We start from the raw sequence: 15,636 nt of genomic DNA on the forward strand, positions 1-15,636 counted from the left end.
AATGGAACAAACAAAGATGAGATGTATCATCGTAGACGATGAGCCATTGTTACGGCAGCATATTGCCGAAATGACCGAGCAAGTTGATTTTTTGGAGCTTGTGGATACTTTTCCCTCGGCCCTTGCGGCGGCGTCCAGGTTACAACAGGGTGATATCGACCTCATATTTTTGGATATTAATATGCCGTACCTCAATGGGATTGATTTTTTGGAGTCTCTCGAGAATCCACCCCTATGCATTTTTATTACAGCATATTCGGAGTATGCTTTGGAAGGTTTCCGCTTACAGGCCATAGATTATCTCCTAAAACCAATTGTTTTTCAGCGTTTTTTTCAGGCGGCAACCAAAGCCTATCAACAATTTGTGCAACGTAGCAAAACGTTACAGGATCCCAGTCCCAACGACACCATGCTCTTTGTCCGACAAGGCGACGCCTTTGTCAAAATCTCATGGACCGACATTCTTTATGCCGAAAGTATGCAAAATTATACCAAATTACATTTTAAAGAGCGGACACTTACGATCCATCAGACCATGTTGGCACTGGAAGAGGCTTTGCCCGCTAATCATTTCTTTCGTATTCATAAATCTTACCTTGTCAATGTCAACCATATTGATATCATCTCTGGTGGGCGGGTATACATTGCTGAGCAAGAATTGCCCATTTCGCGTACAAAAAGGGAGGAGCTTCTCCAAAACGTCGTTTTTAAGAAGCTCCTCAGCCGTTAATAGGGCATATTCCATTTAAATCCAGCAGAGGCATAGAACGTTGGCGAGAAACGGGGATCAGCCTGTTTCTTGTCTTTGAAAATACTCTTTATGGATCTATCGTTTTCGACATACATCCGTGCGAGTGTGCTTCCCCCCGTTAGTTGTAACTTGAGGTGTTTGCCGAGGTTAAACTGGGGCTGAAGACCAGCTGTCAAAAGCATAAATCCTCCGAGTGTGGACTTTCCGTCCTTTTCGCGTTCGGCCGTCATCCCGTCTAGATTGACCACCGCTCTTAAATCCATAAACTTGTTAACTTGATAAGCAGCGGAAAGACCTTGGGGAAAATTCACATTGAATTTTACTTTTCCATTTGTTTTCCAGTCAAAATACAATCCAGGTAGGATCATCGGTACGCCGAAGCTATTGCTCAATATCGGCCCAAAACCAAAAGCTAAATTGGGTTTAAACCGTTTGATAAAAAGTGCCCCTCCCTGCCCCAGCACATCTTTACCATCTACTTTGACCAGATCAGAATAAACACCAACAGAAGCAAAGGTCAGTAGAGACCAATTTTTCTTTAGCGAGGTCAAATATTGCAGTCCTATCTCAGCATTCAGCATTTCTGTCGGAAAGAGCGATTGCTCATAGTTACGATTTTCCATTTTCGCATAGGCAGCCCCCACTTTCCATGACCAACGTTTGATGTTGCCCATTGAATCCACCTTGGTCGACAAGGGGATCTCAAGATTAAACCGTATCCTTTTGAAATCACTTTTTGAACCAGTCTTTACACTATCTTCCGGTCGGATATAGTTTGATAGCGGTACGTAATCAACAACAACCTGTCCAGATACCGCATTTTGGGCATGTGCCGTCATTGTCGCTAAGCTACTGAACAAGATAGCACATAAAATTTGTTTCTTCATGTTTTTTCAGCAAAGGAAGGTTTTGCTGCTCAGAAGCAGGAAATATTTTGACGTAGTGCTGCTCACCGTTGACCAAATGCATCGCTATTGCGATCTCGACAAAACAACAGCACTATTCTTTGGTATTTAGAAAACAAAGAGCTTGAGGCCCCACTTTATATCTCATCAAACGGTGTATGTAAAAAGGGTGACATCAAAATAAAAAATTAATGCAAGTAAATATATGTAGCATAAAGATTTGCCTTATCGTTATAAATGTTAATGAAATAATTTTATAAACCATTTTATTAAGCCATGAAGCACATTTTATTATTATTGACAGTATTTATTTTTTCCGCATGCTCAAAAGAGAAAGGATACGGCCGGTTTAACTTGAAAGAAGGGCAAGAGGTCGAACTTTTAGTCAGCCACCGTTATGGCTCTATCCATGACCAACCATTACTTTTACCACAAAGTGAATCCCCAGAGCTACCATTGTCTGGCTTTGAGGATCGAGAACCGGGGTATAATTATAAAGTTAAAGCAAAGATGGTTCCTTATAAAGGTCCCGAACTAATGGACGGAGGCCCTTCAGACGTGCTTCAGTTTATTAAAATTATTAGCAAGGAAAAATATACGGATAACGAGACTTTTGAAATATCACTGATACGGGGAATAATCCCCAGCCCCGATGTAGTTATACTTCAAAAGGAAGGAAATAAGTATTTCATCAATATAGGAACCACCATCCATCTCAGCTATAGCGATGAAATCGTCGGCGAAAAATTAGAAGAAATCTGGCAAGCTATAAAACAAAATGTCAATACCGGAAATCGACCAGTATCTAAATGGAAATCCATCCGGGCGACCGTCAGTCATGATCAGAAAAATTTCGGAAAGACATACCTGGTCTCAAAAATCGAACTGGCGGAATAGCGCAACAACTTTCAAAAACGATTCGAGCAACAGGCGAATGAGCTAAATTCTGGCCTGCTGCCGAATCTTGAGGTTATGTAAAAGATCTTAATAGAGTCCTTTAATAAACTGATAGTTTTTTTCTAGACGATCATCACTATGCCACAGCGTATTGTCCTTTAGCATAAATAAGTACAGACTAGAAATATGTATGCCTTGAAAAACCACAATCAATGCTGAAAATATTGCTGTCAACACCGTCAGCCATACAAGAGGCACTTTGTGTTGATACCATGTCCAGGCCGAGGCTATCAATAAAGTGGCCTCTAAGAGATACAAAAAAGACAGATAGCCTCTTGAAACTTTAAATTTTCTCATGCTGTTTATTTTACTATTTCCAAAATCATATAAATGACCTGTCCTAACGCCACGCTTATCAGTATCATATCCAGCAGCAGATCCTTATCACGGTTTAGTTTATTCAAATTCATCGCCTTTTTATTTTATCGACAACACATACTTCGTTATTTCGGTCAGTTCTACCTCCGACAATTGTGGAAAGCCAGGCATTTGCGGGTAATCTACTCTTTTCTTACCCGGCGCTTTGATCCAGTCTTTCAATCCTTTTTCATTGTCGCGATAGATCGTCATCATTTCCTGAATCGGAGGACCTACCAAGCGCTGTTTTTCCTTATGGCAGCTGGAACAATTTTGTTTAAATAACGCCGAACCTTTCGCTAGACTCCCCAACGCGGGATCAATATCCAAGTTTTCAGCATCGCTGACCGGACTTTCCCGGGCCTTTTTACTCATCTGTTCAAACGCCTTAGTTTTTGCTGCCATCAGCTCGCGATGCTGATGCAACGCTTGTTCGCGGTAAAGTTGACGACTTCCTCCATAAACCAGAATAAAAAACAGGATACTGATCAAGACCTTCCAAAATTGTTTATCCCGTTTGAGTTCGTTATCCGCAGACAGTGCTTTCCAAGAAAACCACATCGCTACAAGGAGCATTATCCCACCGACTACCATCAACTCAATGACTTCAAAATTTATCCCCTTTGCAGGTAAACTGATCATAACAATGAGGCCAAAGATTTCCTGTAAACCAAGTCCAACTGTGGTGATATAATAGCCCAGTCTTTTCAATCTGTCCCGGCTGAATGTCTCATACAACAGATGTACCTGGTATGACTTTCTACCGTTATACCAAACGATAAATATACCTGTGACCGTCAGACAAGCACCAATAAACTCCAGATACCGCGGCAGCACATTAGGCAGTGTCAATGCACTTAAAAAACCTTTAATATATCCCCACCGTTCGGGAAACAGCATCAGGTTAACATTTGTCAAGAATATCGTTGGAACAATTAAAAAAATCATCACAGCCAATGCAATGATACTGATGTGCAAATACTTGTAGCTGGCCATTGCTCTCCAAGTATATTTGTGTAAATAGGTCAGCAAAAAAGCAGCGGTTACCAACGGGATAATCATAAACCAGGCCAGCCCCGTTAGCGCATTGGCCGAATAAAAATAGATGGTATAAAGTGTATTGATACTCAGTAAAGGGGCAACCCCAAGTACGACTGCCATACTCTTATTGACCGTCACCGTCTTGGCTATTTCATAAGCAAACAAATCGTAGTCACGATTTTTCAATCCTTTAATTTCTGCCCAAAGAGTAATGATGCTCCCTCCAACCATTAATTTGACGAATATGATATGAAGCAAAAATGAGCCGATCAATAAAGTGACCAATAGCCATTCGGGTAAAGGAAGGTCCAAAGGTAGATCCCTGGGAACGGGTGTAGTAGACACCTGTAGTAAATTCACTTGCATTTTTAAAAGTTCTTTTTTTTATTTTTTTGAAACTAATACTGAATCTCCGTACGCTTTTACTGCTTGCTCCATATTCTGTAACGGATTGACCTTAATACCTTCGACCTGCGCACCCTGCAGGGATTCTCTAGTCCCTTGCAATTGTTTGATGTAAGCAACAATTGCTTCAAGTTCTTTTTTATTTCCGGGAAATGGGGGCATAAACGTACGTCCCTGGTGCATATTGGGGATATAGGCCGACATGGATTCCTCATCCAGCGGCTTGCCCCGTCCATACATTTTTTCAAAAACATCAACGATGGAATTGATGCCATTACTGGTGTGACAACGGCTACAGGTAAGCATGAAAACATTTTTACCAGCCTCGATTTTGTTTTCCGGCGTTATTTCCTGGACTGAAGTATAGGTGGCATGTTTTAAAATTCCTTCCTTTTTATACAGCGCATAGTCTTCTTCCCGCAACAAATTCGAATACATATACCCACCGATGACATAAGGTTTTCGGACAAACTCGCGTACCCGTTCGAAAATCCCCAGAAAACCAAAGATCAATAAACAGGGGACGGTCACCAACATGACGTTTACTTTTTGAGGTTTCCAAATTGCCCAGATCGCAAGCAGAACAGAAAGTATCGTGGCTCCCACAATAAAATACTTGAGTATATCATAATATTCAGCAAAGTCCATCGATCCCACTGCTGTGCTCATATTAGCTTTCATGGCCTCAGGCATTGCATTCCAGTAATAGAGTGCTCCTGCAAGTGCAATCGGTGTCCAGCTCAAGATCCATTTGCCGCCCAGTCTGACCACCTGAATGCGGAGCGTTGATCTTTTTTTTGTAAATAATGTCGTCAGCAACATACCGAATACACCGCCCATCAGCATGGCGACCGGAGTTCTAAAAAATAGCTGTGGAATATAAATTGGATTCGTAAAACCGTTGACAAGACTCTTATGCGTATTCCAATTTCCCGGATCCATCATAAAACTCAGTATGGAAACGATAATAACCATGGTAATCCAGGAAGCAATACTCAAAAATGCGCCAAATCGGATATGTTTCAACTTGGAGCGGAGCGATTTATTGGCGCTTTCCCAGCTCAGGTAGTAAATAGAAATCAGAACTACTTCGGTGACGAAAACGATCCATTCGGTAAACCAAGCCCAATAAAATACCCGAATTAAACTTCCTATCGAGCTAGGGCTGACGAGTGCAACCGTAAACCATATCCCCACACCGGTCATAGCGCCAATGGTCGTCGTAATGATAAAACCGACTTTCATTTTATTATGGATAAGCCTATCCCACTCCCAATCTGCGATCTGGTCCCTGCCAGCACGCTGTACCCCTTTAAACTCAAGCCAAGTAATGTAAGGGATAAAACCTACCGCAAGGCCATGATTGATCATTACATGTATAATCGCCACCGCAGCGATTAAAAATCGGTCATTCAACCAATCTAAATGAAACATTGGAAAATCCATCGCTATTCTTTTTTTCAAAGATCCAGCTATATCCTTTCAAAAAGCAGAAATAACAGTTCCGATACCTTCTATTTCTATCCGATCTCATTCGATAAAGGGTCAACATACTTCCATTTTCGTAACTCTCGCCCATTAGACAGTCAAAGCGTCTTTTTCATCAGATGAAAAAGACGCTTTGACTGTCGTTTATGTCTCCTGGTTTTTTCTAAACTCCTCTGGGCTGCGCCCCTTCTTAGCTTTAAAAAATGTGATGAAATAAGGCACATTTTCAAACCCCAGTTCAAAGGCAATTTCCTTTACCGTTTTGAAGGTATGGTACAATAGGCGCTCCGCCTCCAATACGATCCTATCCCTGATCAGTGCACCACAGCTAATAGCTCTCTTTTCACGACAAATTCGGTTCAGATAATTCACTGAAATATTCAGCCGTTCAGCATAGAAAGACGGAAATCGTTTATGCTTATAATTTTCATCAACCAAGGTCTCAAATGCAACTATTCTTTCCTCCTTTTCATCCATCTGCACAAAGCCGAAATTTTTAGTGATTTGCCGACCCAGCATCTGAAGTAAAATATTCAGATAATTGCGTAGCACTTCTCTTGAACCCAATTTTGCTATATCATATTCCACCTGCATCAATTCCATCAAATGAATACAACGTTCAATTTCATCACTTGTCAATACAAAGCCATGCATCTGGTTACATTTTAAAAAGTTAAAATAATGTATCACTTCCGTATTGTACCGCTGCATAAAAAATGCTTCTGTAAATAGAATAATACATCCTTCAACAGGTACATGATGCTGGAAACTACAGACGCAATTGCAACTTATGCTGACGATATCATGTCTGCCCATGGCATACATTCTTTTATCTGCTACCATCATCAGGTTGCCGCTCTTTATCAACAGCAAGCTGTAGAACGAGCGTGCATGCAATGTGTTCTGGTTTCCCTTGACTTGTAAATACTCGGCTATGGGCATAATAACAATCCCGTTGGAAGCCGAATCAATATCTTCTAGTCTTAAAAAATCTAGTTTTTCTTTTCGTATTACCATTGTCTTAGTCTTTTCATTAATAAAAAATTCAAGGGGAATGGTTATACGATAGGGGGTTTAAAAATCCGCATAAAAATACCTTGAGACAATTGATGACCTCTGGATTGCGGATAACATATTTTTAAAATAAAGCTAAACGGACACTCCGAGCTTACGGCATCGTCAAGTCGTGCGAATAGCAGTATCTCGGCACTTTTCACCTTGACGAGCACATCGCTGACATCCTTCTGTTCGAGTGTTTTTTCGCTAATGTAGCAGAAACCTTTACAGGTCGCGGCAGGACCATAGCGATTGATACATAGGTTTTGTTCGATATAATCACGATTGCATTCAAAGCCAATAAATACCCACAACAGATTTGTTGCCTGCAGGCAAATTGCCCAGGCCATCAGTACACTGAATAGTGCTTTCAATTTGTAGGATTTCATTCGTTTCAATCTATCACTTTGTCACACTATTCCGCTCACGGAGGTATTCCAAAATTGCCCGCGCTTCTTCCTGCTGCAAGCCCAGACTTATCATTGGAGACGCAAACTCCTTACTCAGTGCCTTAGCATCCGGATCTTTGTCAAGCATGGTCGCGGGATCGAGCATCATATTCATGATCCATTCCGGTGTACGGCGCTTGATCACTCCGTCAAGCGATGGACCTACCAGTGTCCGGTCAAAACCATGGCACATTGCACATTTTGAGACGAATAGTTCCACCCCTTTGTTTGCAAGCTGCGCATCGAAGGGTTTGTGTGTAAAAGATGTAATAGCGCCTACCCCTTTGGATCCTTCCGTTTTATAATCCAACATTTCATTAGTTGATTTAGTCTCTGCTGGTGCTGCAGCAGGACCTGTTGAGTCCGTTTTTCTGCCGCCATTGCCTCCACAGGCGATGAGGACAATAAACACAAGACAAGTAAGGACAATATTCATTCTAGCTTTCATTTCGCTCTCTTTTTTATTTTTGTTTAAAACAGTAAATCAGTTTTCCAACCCATATTGCTGCCCGTTAATCAGACAATTCGATATTCTCATCAAGCTTGCTGATCTGACCTAGACAACTGGTGTCCCAATCGGCCCCCGAAACATACACTGGGGAGTAATAAATGGCACGGAAAACTATGCAAAAGTCATCCCTAAAGGGAAAAAGACACAGGGATTGCCTCATTAGTATAAAAAGGCAATCGATTTATCCCGTAAGTTCTTTAAAAAGACATTAAACGAGCGGTGGGTGAAAAATAGAAAAGATGGGGCTGTAAGCATATTCTTCGTTTACTTCCGGAAAAGTGCGTGTTGCGGCAGCTTCGTCATAAACCGAAGTTTCGAAGATAAAATTCAGGGGATTGTTGATAAAGACAACATCGATAATGCGTGTTTCAAGATTTTTTTGCTCCTTTTCTTCGTGCTCACGCATCTTTTTCATCAGTATGCATTGCCCTCTACAGGAAAGGGCTTGTTCGTTAAAGCGGTTGACACATTCATACTTGGCAATATAATCCCTATTGATCTGAAAAACGGTCCATATCCATACTGTTGAGAAGCTTTGTAGGAGCATCAAAGGCAGTAAGATCCATATGAATTGTTTCGCTTTCATGAGTTGGCAATGTAGCAAATATAATAATTGTTGCCATTTGAGCTAGAATTATTTTAGCATTCGCCCTAAAGGATTGATTTAGGGCTGTCCATGTATTCACAAGCGACGATCAGGTATGTTACTATACCTGATCGTTTTACTGCCTAAGGTTTCAAGAAATCCAGCTCAGCTATGGCCAATGAGCGGCCATTTCCGGCAATCACTGTAGATTCAATTTTTACGAAACGTGCTTTTTTAGTATTTTTTAATCTAAATATACGGGCCGTAGGGTCATTGATCAGAATTCGACCAATATCCGGAACACACTTCCGGGATCTTTCACCCAGGCGCTAAGAGCAGCATGTGCTCCGTCAGGAGTGCAGACAGCGGTAATCAGTTGTTCCACTGGGCAGGTGCCTGATTTTAAATAATCCATCACCGCTTCAAAGTCTTTTGGCAATGCGTTCCTTGATCCCATGATATCCAGTTCCTTTTTCACAAAAAACTGTGTATCAAAAGGAATAAGCTCCTTTGCATAACCAATGAAGACCACTCTTCCAGTAAACGTCACCGCATCAATTGCCGCCAGATAGGTTTCCTGTCTACCGACCGCCTCAATGACGACATCGGCGCCCATGAAGTTGGTCAGCTCATCCAGTCGCTGCTTTAAATCCTCCGTCGCTGTATTGATGCTGAATTTTGCGCCAAGACGTTTGGCCAGAGCAAGCTTACTTTCGCTTACGTCTGCAGCGATAACCGAAGCTCCACGTCTGACGGCCCTAATTATTGCCCCTATACCGATCATGCCACATCCCAAGACCAATACGACATCATTATCGGTTACCGATGCCCTATCTACGGCATGAAAGCCCACACTCATCGGTTCGACAAGCGCCAGCTCCTTTGCAGACAGGCCGTCTCCCGGGATTACCTTTTCATAGGGTACCGCTATATAATCCGCCATAGCACCATGACGTTGTACACCCATAGTTTCATTGAATTGACAGGCATTGGGTTTATTATTTTTACATGCGGCACAACGTCCGCAATTGGAATATGGATTTACGGTGACCCGCATACCCATTTGAATTTCAGGTGATACATCCGCTCCTATTTCGACCACCGTCCCCGCAATTTCGTGGCCGGGAATAATGGGCAATCTGACAAGCGGATTCAGTCCCCGAAAGGTGTTGAGGTCAGATCCACAAAACCCTACATAATCTATTTTGAGCAACACATGTCCCACCCGCAAATCAGGTCGTGGCAATTCCACGGTTTGTACAAGACCTTCTTTTATAATTTTTATCGCTTTCATTCCCTTGATGGATATTTTTGTTTTTTAAATCAGATATTATTGATTCATGGCTTTTTAGGTTTCTCCCCACTTTGCGACGACACAGGCGTGGCAACCAAAAAGTACATAAAATACCTTCTTTTTCTATTGGTTCGTTTTATCTAACTAACAAAATTAGAAGTAATCTCTTTGAATAAAAACCACTTTATCGACCAAAACTTTCACAAAATCGACAATATCTCAATAAAACTGTATCAGCTTAAAAGTCGACTCAACTTCCTCAATAGCGACTCAGTTTTATCGTGAAGAATAATTTTTTACATGATTTTAAGCATTTATTACATGGTCTACTGGATTTATATCCCGTCTTTTGATTAAGGTGTCAAATCATTAATCAGTTCATAAGTTTGGAGTCTACATCGCCAGACGCTCCATTAAAATATCTTAGAATCCATGAGGCCAGTTTATGCTAAAGCGCTTGAAAATTATAAACACCGTATTTTTGAAATCCGAAAAGAGAATCAATTTTCCGGAGCATATCATTTTCATAATGAATGCCAATTGACCCACATTATTGAAGGAAATGGCAGCAGATACATAGGAAATCAATTCGATGATTTTGAAGCTGATGAGCTAATATTTATTGGACCGGGCCTTCCTCACGTTTGGTACCATGAAAAAAACGTAGGTATAGACAGCCCAGCCCCCGAATCCCTATCTTTATTTTTTCACCCCGATGCAATCAGCTCAATGTGTTCGTCGTTATTCGACATTACAGTTCTCAATGCATTCTTAGCCAGATCTAAGCAAGGGATGTTATTTTATGGGACCACAAAAAGTAAACTAAAAAAGTTGCTCCGAAAAATGCTCGGTGCGTCCGACATTCAAAAAACGGCCTGTTTATTTGAGTCCCTAGCAATTCTTCTTGATACGGATGAGTATACTTTGCTAAACAGTGAGCCCTATCTTATTAGTCCTTCAAAGAATTATGGTGAGGCCATTGATAATGTTTACAATTATGTTTTTAAAAACTTCGAAAAGAACATTTCGTTAGAAGAAGCGGCCAGGTTAGCTAACTTGACAAAACCCGCATTCTGTCGTTTTTTTAAAGCGCGTACAAAAAAAACCTTTTCACAGTTCGTAAATGAAGTCCGGATACAGGAAGCCTGCAGACTGTTGGGCCAAGACGAAAACCAGATCACCCATATTGCTTATGCCTGTGGATTCAATTCTTTACCCAACTTCAACAAATTTTTTAAATCCATCAAAGGCACTACGCCATCCGACTATAAAAGTAGATTATTCATATAACAAAGGGATTTCGCTAGATTCAGATCATGAGCTTCTTCTACTGACATAGCCCGGTAGCTCCATATCGACTATAATTCAAGCTTCCAGACCGACGTCCCTGTCTTCTAATCCCCCTGCATTAAACCCGTCAAATAAACTAAACAATAAAGTTGTCATTTATAGCAAGAGAAACCCTACTTATTTTAGATAGTTTTTAGTATTTTGTATCCCAAATTGGTTAAACCTATCTAATATATGAAGAACCCTTTAGGCATCAAGGATATCGCCCGGATGCTCCAGATTTCGGTATCAACAGTTTCACGGGCTTTTCGGGATACACATGATGTCAACCCCGAAACCCGGGAAAAGGTGCTGGCACTTGCCAAGAAACTGAATTTCAAACCCAACAAAAATGCCTCGGCCCTTGCTTCCGGTTCAACAAAAAATATTGGCGTGATCATCCCCTTTATCACCAATTATTATTTTTCCATGGTGATTTCAGGTATCCAGGAGGAAGCCTATGAACGTGACTATAATGTCATATTATATGTGACCAATGATAATGTGGCACGCGAGAAAACGCTTTTGGAAAACCTTTCAACAAGCAGTCTGGATGGGCTTCTGATTTCGATCTCTTCAGACTCATCGACCAATGCGCATTTCGAGCAGCTCATGGCCAGAGGAATGCCCATCGTATTCTTTGATCGGGTACCCCGCGACATCCGCGCTTCAAAAGTTGTTCAGGATGATTTTGCCGGTGCCATGCAGGCCACCGAATACCTGATCCAGCAGGGCTACCGTCGCATTGCCCACATCGCCGGTCCCGAAAACCTGCAGTTTACCCAACAGCGCCTAAACGGCTACCTTCAGGCATTGGAGCAACATGACATCTCCGTAGATAAGCAGCTTATTGTGTTCTCCGGCTTCTCTCAGGGACAGGGTGCCACAGATACACAGCAACTGCTTGCTCTCCCCGATCCTCCTGACGCCATCTTCGCTGCCAATGACCGCAAAGCCGTAGGTGCTATCCTGACCATCAAACAGCATGGGCTACGGGTAGGCCGCGACATCGGCGTCATCGGATTCACAAATGATCCCATCGCTGTTGTAGTCGAGCCCAATTTAAGCACCATCGAAGAACCTGCCATGGAGATCGGTAGAAAAAGCTGTGCGTTGCTGATCCGCCATATCAAAAATCGGGATTTTGAAGTTCAGGACATCATATTACCCGGAAAGCTGATCCAACGGGATTCGACCAATCGGCCGCGTGGCTAGTCTTTATTTGCTATACCGCAGTTCACCTGCAATCAGGCTGTGCTGGATATTAATATGATCATCAAAAAGCACGAGATCCGCATCCATGCCTACTGCTATCGATCCGATCTGATGATCTAGTCCAAGCAAGCGCGCCGGATTGACTGTCATCATTTGTACTGCCTCTGGCAGGCTCACGCCCCCCTGATTAATCATAGTCCGGAGCAGGCGGTCTGCCGTAGCCACACTGCCCGCAAAGGAAGAGCGATCAGGCAATTTGGCGACACCTTCCTCTACAATCACTTCAGTCCCCCTACGCAGGCTTCCAAGCACACTTTTCCCTTCGGGCATGCCTGCGGCACGCATTGCATCGGTAATCAATATCATTTTGTCCGTGCCCTTCACTTTATGGATCAGCCGCAGGAAAGGTTCGGGCAAATGCACCCCATCGGCAATAATCTCCACATCGACCTGGTCGAGAAGAAAACAACTTTCAATGGCTCCGGCATAGCGGTAGGCATTGCGCCGCGTCATACCGGACATTCCCGAGTAAAAGTGCGTGGCCAGGCGGTAGCCCACCTCCACTGCAGGCAGGATCTCCTCATATACCGCATCAGTATGTGCCAAAGCCAGCAGGATGCCGTAACTGCGTACCGCACGTCCAAAGTCCAGTGCCCCCGGTAATTCCGGTGCAGCACTCCAACGGCTGATGATAGGATGATAACGCTCGAGGATGGGAATATATTCCTTCGGGTCAGGATTTCGGATGTATTTCGGATCCTGTGCCCCCCGTTGGTTCATCGCAAAATACGGACCTTCCAGATGTAGACCCAGAAAACGGCTCCCCACTGTGTTTCGTTCCCGCGCCAATTCATAAACCGAAAAAAGTTCCAGTAGTTCTTCGGGTTCACTGGTCAGGGTCGTGGGCAGCATAGCGGTGGTACCATGGCACAGATGCGTTTCGGCAACCGTCAGAAATGCCGCCACGGTATTGTCCATAAAATCCGCTCCGCCACCACCATGCACATGAATATCAATAAATCCCGGTGCCAGATAAAACCCTTGCCCATCCATCCATTCGGCAGCCGACCAGGCTGCATCGACGGCCTCCCTGGCTACATACCCTTCCTTGATGGCTACAATTTTACCATCGGCAATCCATAGTGTTCCGTTTGCAATCATGCGGTCAGGCATGATGATATTGGCATTCGTAATAATCCGCATATTAAGTTGTTGTCTTCGTTTTTCCGGTCCATCGCTGAATCCGGTGCCCTTTAAAGGCATAAAATACCAAGTATAAAAAACAGGGCGTCAGTATCCAATAAGCTGTTTTAGGATCAATGGCATCCGCCAGTATCCCATAGAGCAAAGGTAGGAGTGCATTACCGCAGAGCCCCATGATCAACAGGGCCGACCCCTGCTTGGCCAGCGGACCAAGCCCTTCCAGCGCCAATGGCCAGATACCTGCCCAGATCAGTGCATTCGGAAACCCGATCAGCACGATAAACCAAATGGAGATATCCAGATCCATCTGAAAGAGAACAACATGTCCATGTGTCGTCACCACCAAGATAGACAAAATCAGCCCAAAAACCGTGCAGAAACGCAACATTGTTCGCTGGCTAAATACCTTAGGAATCAGTATAATTCCGGACAAATACCCCAGTATCGTTGCCGTCAGTGTATACGAGGGCAGCGCCTTAGCTTCCAGCAGTGATAAGCCCATCGCGCCCGCATAGTTTATAATCGTATCAATCGCAATAACCTGTGTGCCGACATGCAGAAATATGGCCACAGCGCCCAGGATCAGGTGCGGATATTGAGAAATACTTCTGTTGCCACCATAGCTATTTTCCGCTGCCCCCTGCTGTTGGTCGAGTTCAGGGAGGATAGAAAATTTGACCAGCACCCCAATTAGAAACAAGATGATACCGACCACGGTATAAGGGCCGACAACACGTAATATCAATTCATCCAATGCCAATGCACGTACGGCATCCGCCATATGGGGCAACTGCTTAAAGAGTTCATTGTCCTGTGGTCTCAAAATGACATAGGAAAAGAGTAAAGGAGCCAGTATTCCGGCGCCCTTATTGCAGATCCCCATGATACTGATGCGTTGTGCCGCCCGCTCCTTTTCGCCGATCAGCGTAATATAAAGATTGGCCACCGTCTGTAGTAGCGCCAGTCCACTCCCCAAGGTGAATAGCCCCAGCAAAAAGATCGGATAAGCCCGGTTATAAGCCGCGGGAACAAATAAAAATGCCCCCAGGGCCATAATCCAGAAGCCTATCATAATTCCATTTTTGTAACCTATTTTTTTAAGCAGGTAAGAAGACGGCATTGACATCAGCAGATAGGAAATATAAAATGCAAAAGCAACGAGGTATGACTGGAAATTACTGAGTTCACAGGCTATTTTAAAATACGGAATAAGGATGGCATTGATCCAGGATACGAATCCAAAGATAAAAAACATCGTACCGATGATGCCTATGGATATCCAGGTGGTTTTCCGATCGGGTGCTAGTGCTGTCATAAGATCCCAATTAGTCTAAAAGTGATGCCGATTCAGCGTCCAGGTAGCAGGTGCAGTCGGGGTGCTGCTGCAATATACTGGCCGGATACAAGTTGGAAACCGGTTTTGTCAGGCAGTTTTTCACCGCCTGAGCCTTGCGCCCGTCCGGTACGGCACAGATAATTTTCCGGGCCGATAGAATCTGCTGGATAGACATACTGATGGCTTGCAGGGGCACTTCCGCCAGTGAACCAAACCAACCTTCCCCCAGTTGCTGACGTCGGCACTGTTCATCCAGGTTGACCAGCAAATAGGCCTCTTTGACGTCAAAATCGGCGGGTGGATCGTTGAAAGCCAGATGGCCGTTCTCCCCAATTCCCACAAAGGCGACATCGATCGGATGCGCTTTGATCTTGTTATGCAGACGTATGCATTCCGCGGCCGGATCCTCCTCACCATTGATCAATACCACTTCTTTTAACGGTCCTACCTGATTCACAAAGCGCTCGGTCAGGTATTTTCGGAAACTGGCCTTATGACTGATCGGCATACCGATATATTCGTCCAGGTGAAACATGCGTACCTTGCTCCAGTCAATGGAATCACTGGATACCAAGGTTTCAAGGGTTTCAAACTGGCTCTGTCCCGTCGCCAGGATAATGTTGGCTTCGCCTTTTTCCGCAATGGCGGCATTGATAGCTTCAATTCCTGCAGTTCCTGCATGTTGTCCGAGTTCTTCCCGGGTTTTAAATGTTCTAATGTTCACGTTTCTTGATTTTATAGCTTTATTCTTGT

16 protein-coding genes are annotated in these 15,636 nt (G+C 43.5%); 4 read left to right on the forward strand and 12 right to left on the reverse strand.

Annotation, left to right across the window (positions count from 1 at the left end; genetic code table 11):
* Position 1: 1 nt before the first annotated feature.
* Positions 2-730, forward strand: a complete 729-nt coding sequence (locus tag DCO56_RS04280; protein WP_219929305.1) for a LytR/AlgR family response regulator transcription factor — start codon at positions 2-4, stop codon at positions 728-730.
* On the opposite strand, the gene DCO56_RS04285 is transcribed toward DCO56_RS04280, so the two are convergent.
* On the reverse strand, positions 727-1,638 hold the full coding sequence (locus DCO56_RS04285) for a DUF6268 family outer membrane beta-barrel protein (RefSeq protein WP_108632475.1): 912 nt from the start codon (positions 1,636-1,638) through the stop codon (positions 727-729). The genes DCO56_RS04280 and DCO56_RS04285 overlap by 4 nt on opposite strands.
* Before the next feature lie 294 nt (positions 1,639-1,932).
* On the opposite strand from DCO56_RS04285, the gene DCO56_RS04290 reads away from it, so the two are divergent.
* Positions 1,933-2,553, forward strand: coding sequence for a hypothetical protein (locus DCO56_RS04290; protein WP_108632476.1), 621 nt, complete (start codon positions 1,933-1,935; stop codon positions 2,551-2,553).
* Positions 2,554-2,640: 87 nt separating this feature from the next.
* Here DCO56_RS04290 and DCO56_RS04295 read toward each other — a convergent pair whose 3' ends face one another.
* From DCO56_RS04295 to DCO56_RS04330, 8 genes are all read right to left on the reverse strand, one after another.
* Positions 2,641-2,910 (reverse strand): hypothetical protein, encoded by a 270-nt coding sequence (locus DCO56_RS04295; protein WP_108632477.1) that lies wholly within the window; start codon positions 2,908-2,910, stop codon positions 2,641-2,643.
* Positions 2,911-3,030: 120 nt separating this feature from the next.
* A complete protein-coding gene (locus tag DCO56_RS04300) occupies positions 3,031-4,377 on the reverse strand; it encodes a c-type cytochrome (RefSeq protein WP_219929306.1) in 1,347 nt (448 codons plus the stop codon).
* Between the two features lie 18 nt (positions 4,378-4,395).
* A complete protein-coding gene (locus DCO56_RS04305; protein WP_108632478.1) occupies positions 4,396-5,862 on the reverse strand; it encodes a c-type cytochrome in 1,467 nt (488 codons plus the stop codon).
* 186 nt (positions 5,863-6,048) lie between these two features.
* On the reverse strand, positions 6,049-6,921 hold the full coding sequence (locus DCO56_RS04310; RefSeq protein WP_108632479.1) for an AraC family transcriptional regulator: 873 nt from the start codon (positions 6,919-6,921) through the stop codon (positions 6,049-6,051).
* Between the two features lie 41 nt (positions 6,922-6,962).
* Complete coding sequence (locus tag DCO56_RS04315; protein WP_104382829.1) at positions 6,963-7,349, reverse strand: hypothetical protein; 387 nt, start codon at positions 7,347-7,349, stop codon at positions 6,963-6,965.
* 13 nt (positions 7,350-7,362) lie between these two features.
* On the reverse strand, positions 7,363-7,857 hold the full coding sequence (locus DCO56_RS04320) for a c-type cytochrome (protein ID WP_108632480.1): 495 nt from the start codon (positions 7,855-7,857) through the stop codon (positions 7,363-7,365).
* A 271-nt stretch (positions 7,858-8,128) separates the two neighbouring features.
* Complete coding sequence (locus tag DCO56_RS04325) at positions 8,129-8,506, reverse strand: hypothetical protein (RefSeq protein ID WP_104382831.1); 378 nt, start codon at positions 8,504-8,506, stop codon at positions 8,129-8,131.
* A gap of 277 nt (positions 8,507-8,783) precedes the next feature.
* Entirely contained in the window at positions 8,784-9,800 is a 1,017-nt protein-coding gene (locus DCO56_RS04330; RefSeq protein WP_108632481.1) for a zinc-binding alcohol dehydrogenase family protein, read from the reverse strand.
* 432 nt (positions 9,801-10,232) lie between these two features.
* Here DCO56_RS04330 and DCO56_RS04335 point away from each other — a divergent pair, with 432 nt between their 5' ends.
* Both DCO56_RS04335 and DCO56_RS04340 read left to right on the forward strand, forming a co-directional pair.
* Positions 10,233-11,090: an AraC family transcriptional regulator gene (locus tag DCO56_RS04335; protein WP_108632482.1), complete on the forward strand. Its 858-nt coding sequence runs from the start codon at positions 10,233-10,235 to the stop codon at positions 11,088-11,090.
* Between the two features lie 234 nt (positions 11,091-11,324).
* A complete protein-coding gene (locus tag DCO56_RS04340) occupies positions 11,325-12,344 on the forward strand; it encodes a LacI family DNA-binding transcriptional regulator (RefSeq protein ID WP_108632483.1) in 1,020 nt (339 codons plus the stop codon).
* Positions 12,345-12,347: 3 nt separating this feature from the next.
* On the opposite strand, the gene nagA is transcribed toward DCO56_RS04340, so the two are convergent.
* The 3 genes from nagA to DCO56_RS04355 are packed head-to-tail and all read right to left on the reverse strand — an operon-like array spanning position 12,348 to position 15,607.
* On the reverse strand, positions 12,348-13,547 hold the full coding sequence (gene nagA / locus DCO56_RS04345) for an N-acetylglucosamine-6-phosphate deacetylase (RefSeq protein ID WP_108632484.1): 1,200 nt from the start codon (positions 13,545-13,547) through the stop codon (positions 12,348-12,350).
* A 1-nt stretch (position 13,548) separates the two neighbouring features.
* A complete protein-coding gene (locus DCO56_RS04350; RefSeq protein ID WP_108632485.1) occupies positions 13,549-14,862 on the reverse strand; it encodes a sugar MFS transporter in 1,314 nt (437 codons plus the stop codon).
* Positions 14,863-14,872: 10 nt separating this feature from the next.
* Entirely contained in the window at positions 14,873-15,607 is a 735-nt protein-coding gene (locus DCO56_RS04355; protein ID WP_108632486.1) for a glucosamine-6-phosphate deaminase, read from the reverse strand.
* Between the last annotated feature and the right edge of the window lie 29 nt (positions 15,608-15,636).

Source organism: Sphingobacterium athyrii, from assembly GCF_003071065.1.
Lineage (GTDB): Bacteria > Bacteroidota > Bacteroidia > Sphingobacteriales > Sphingobacteriaceae > Sphingobacterium > Sphingobacterium athyrii.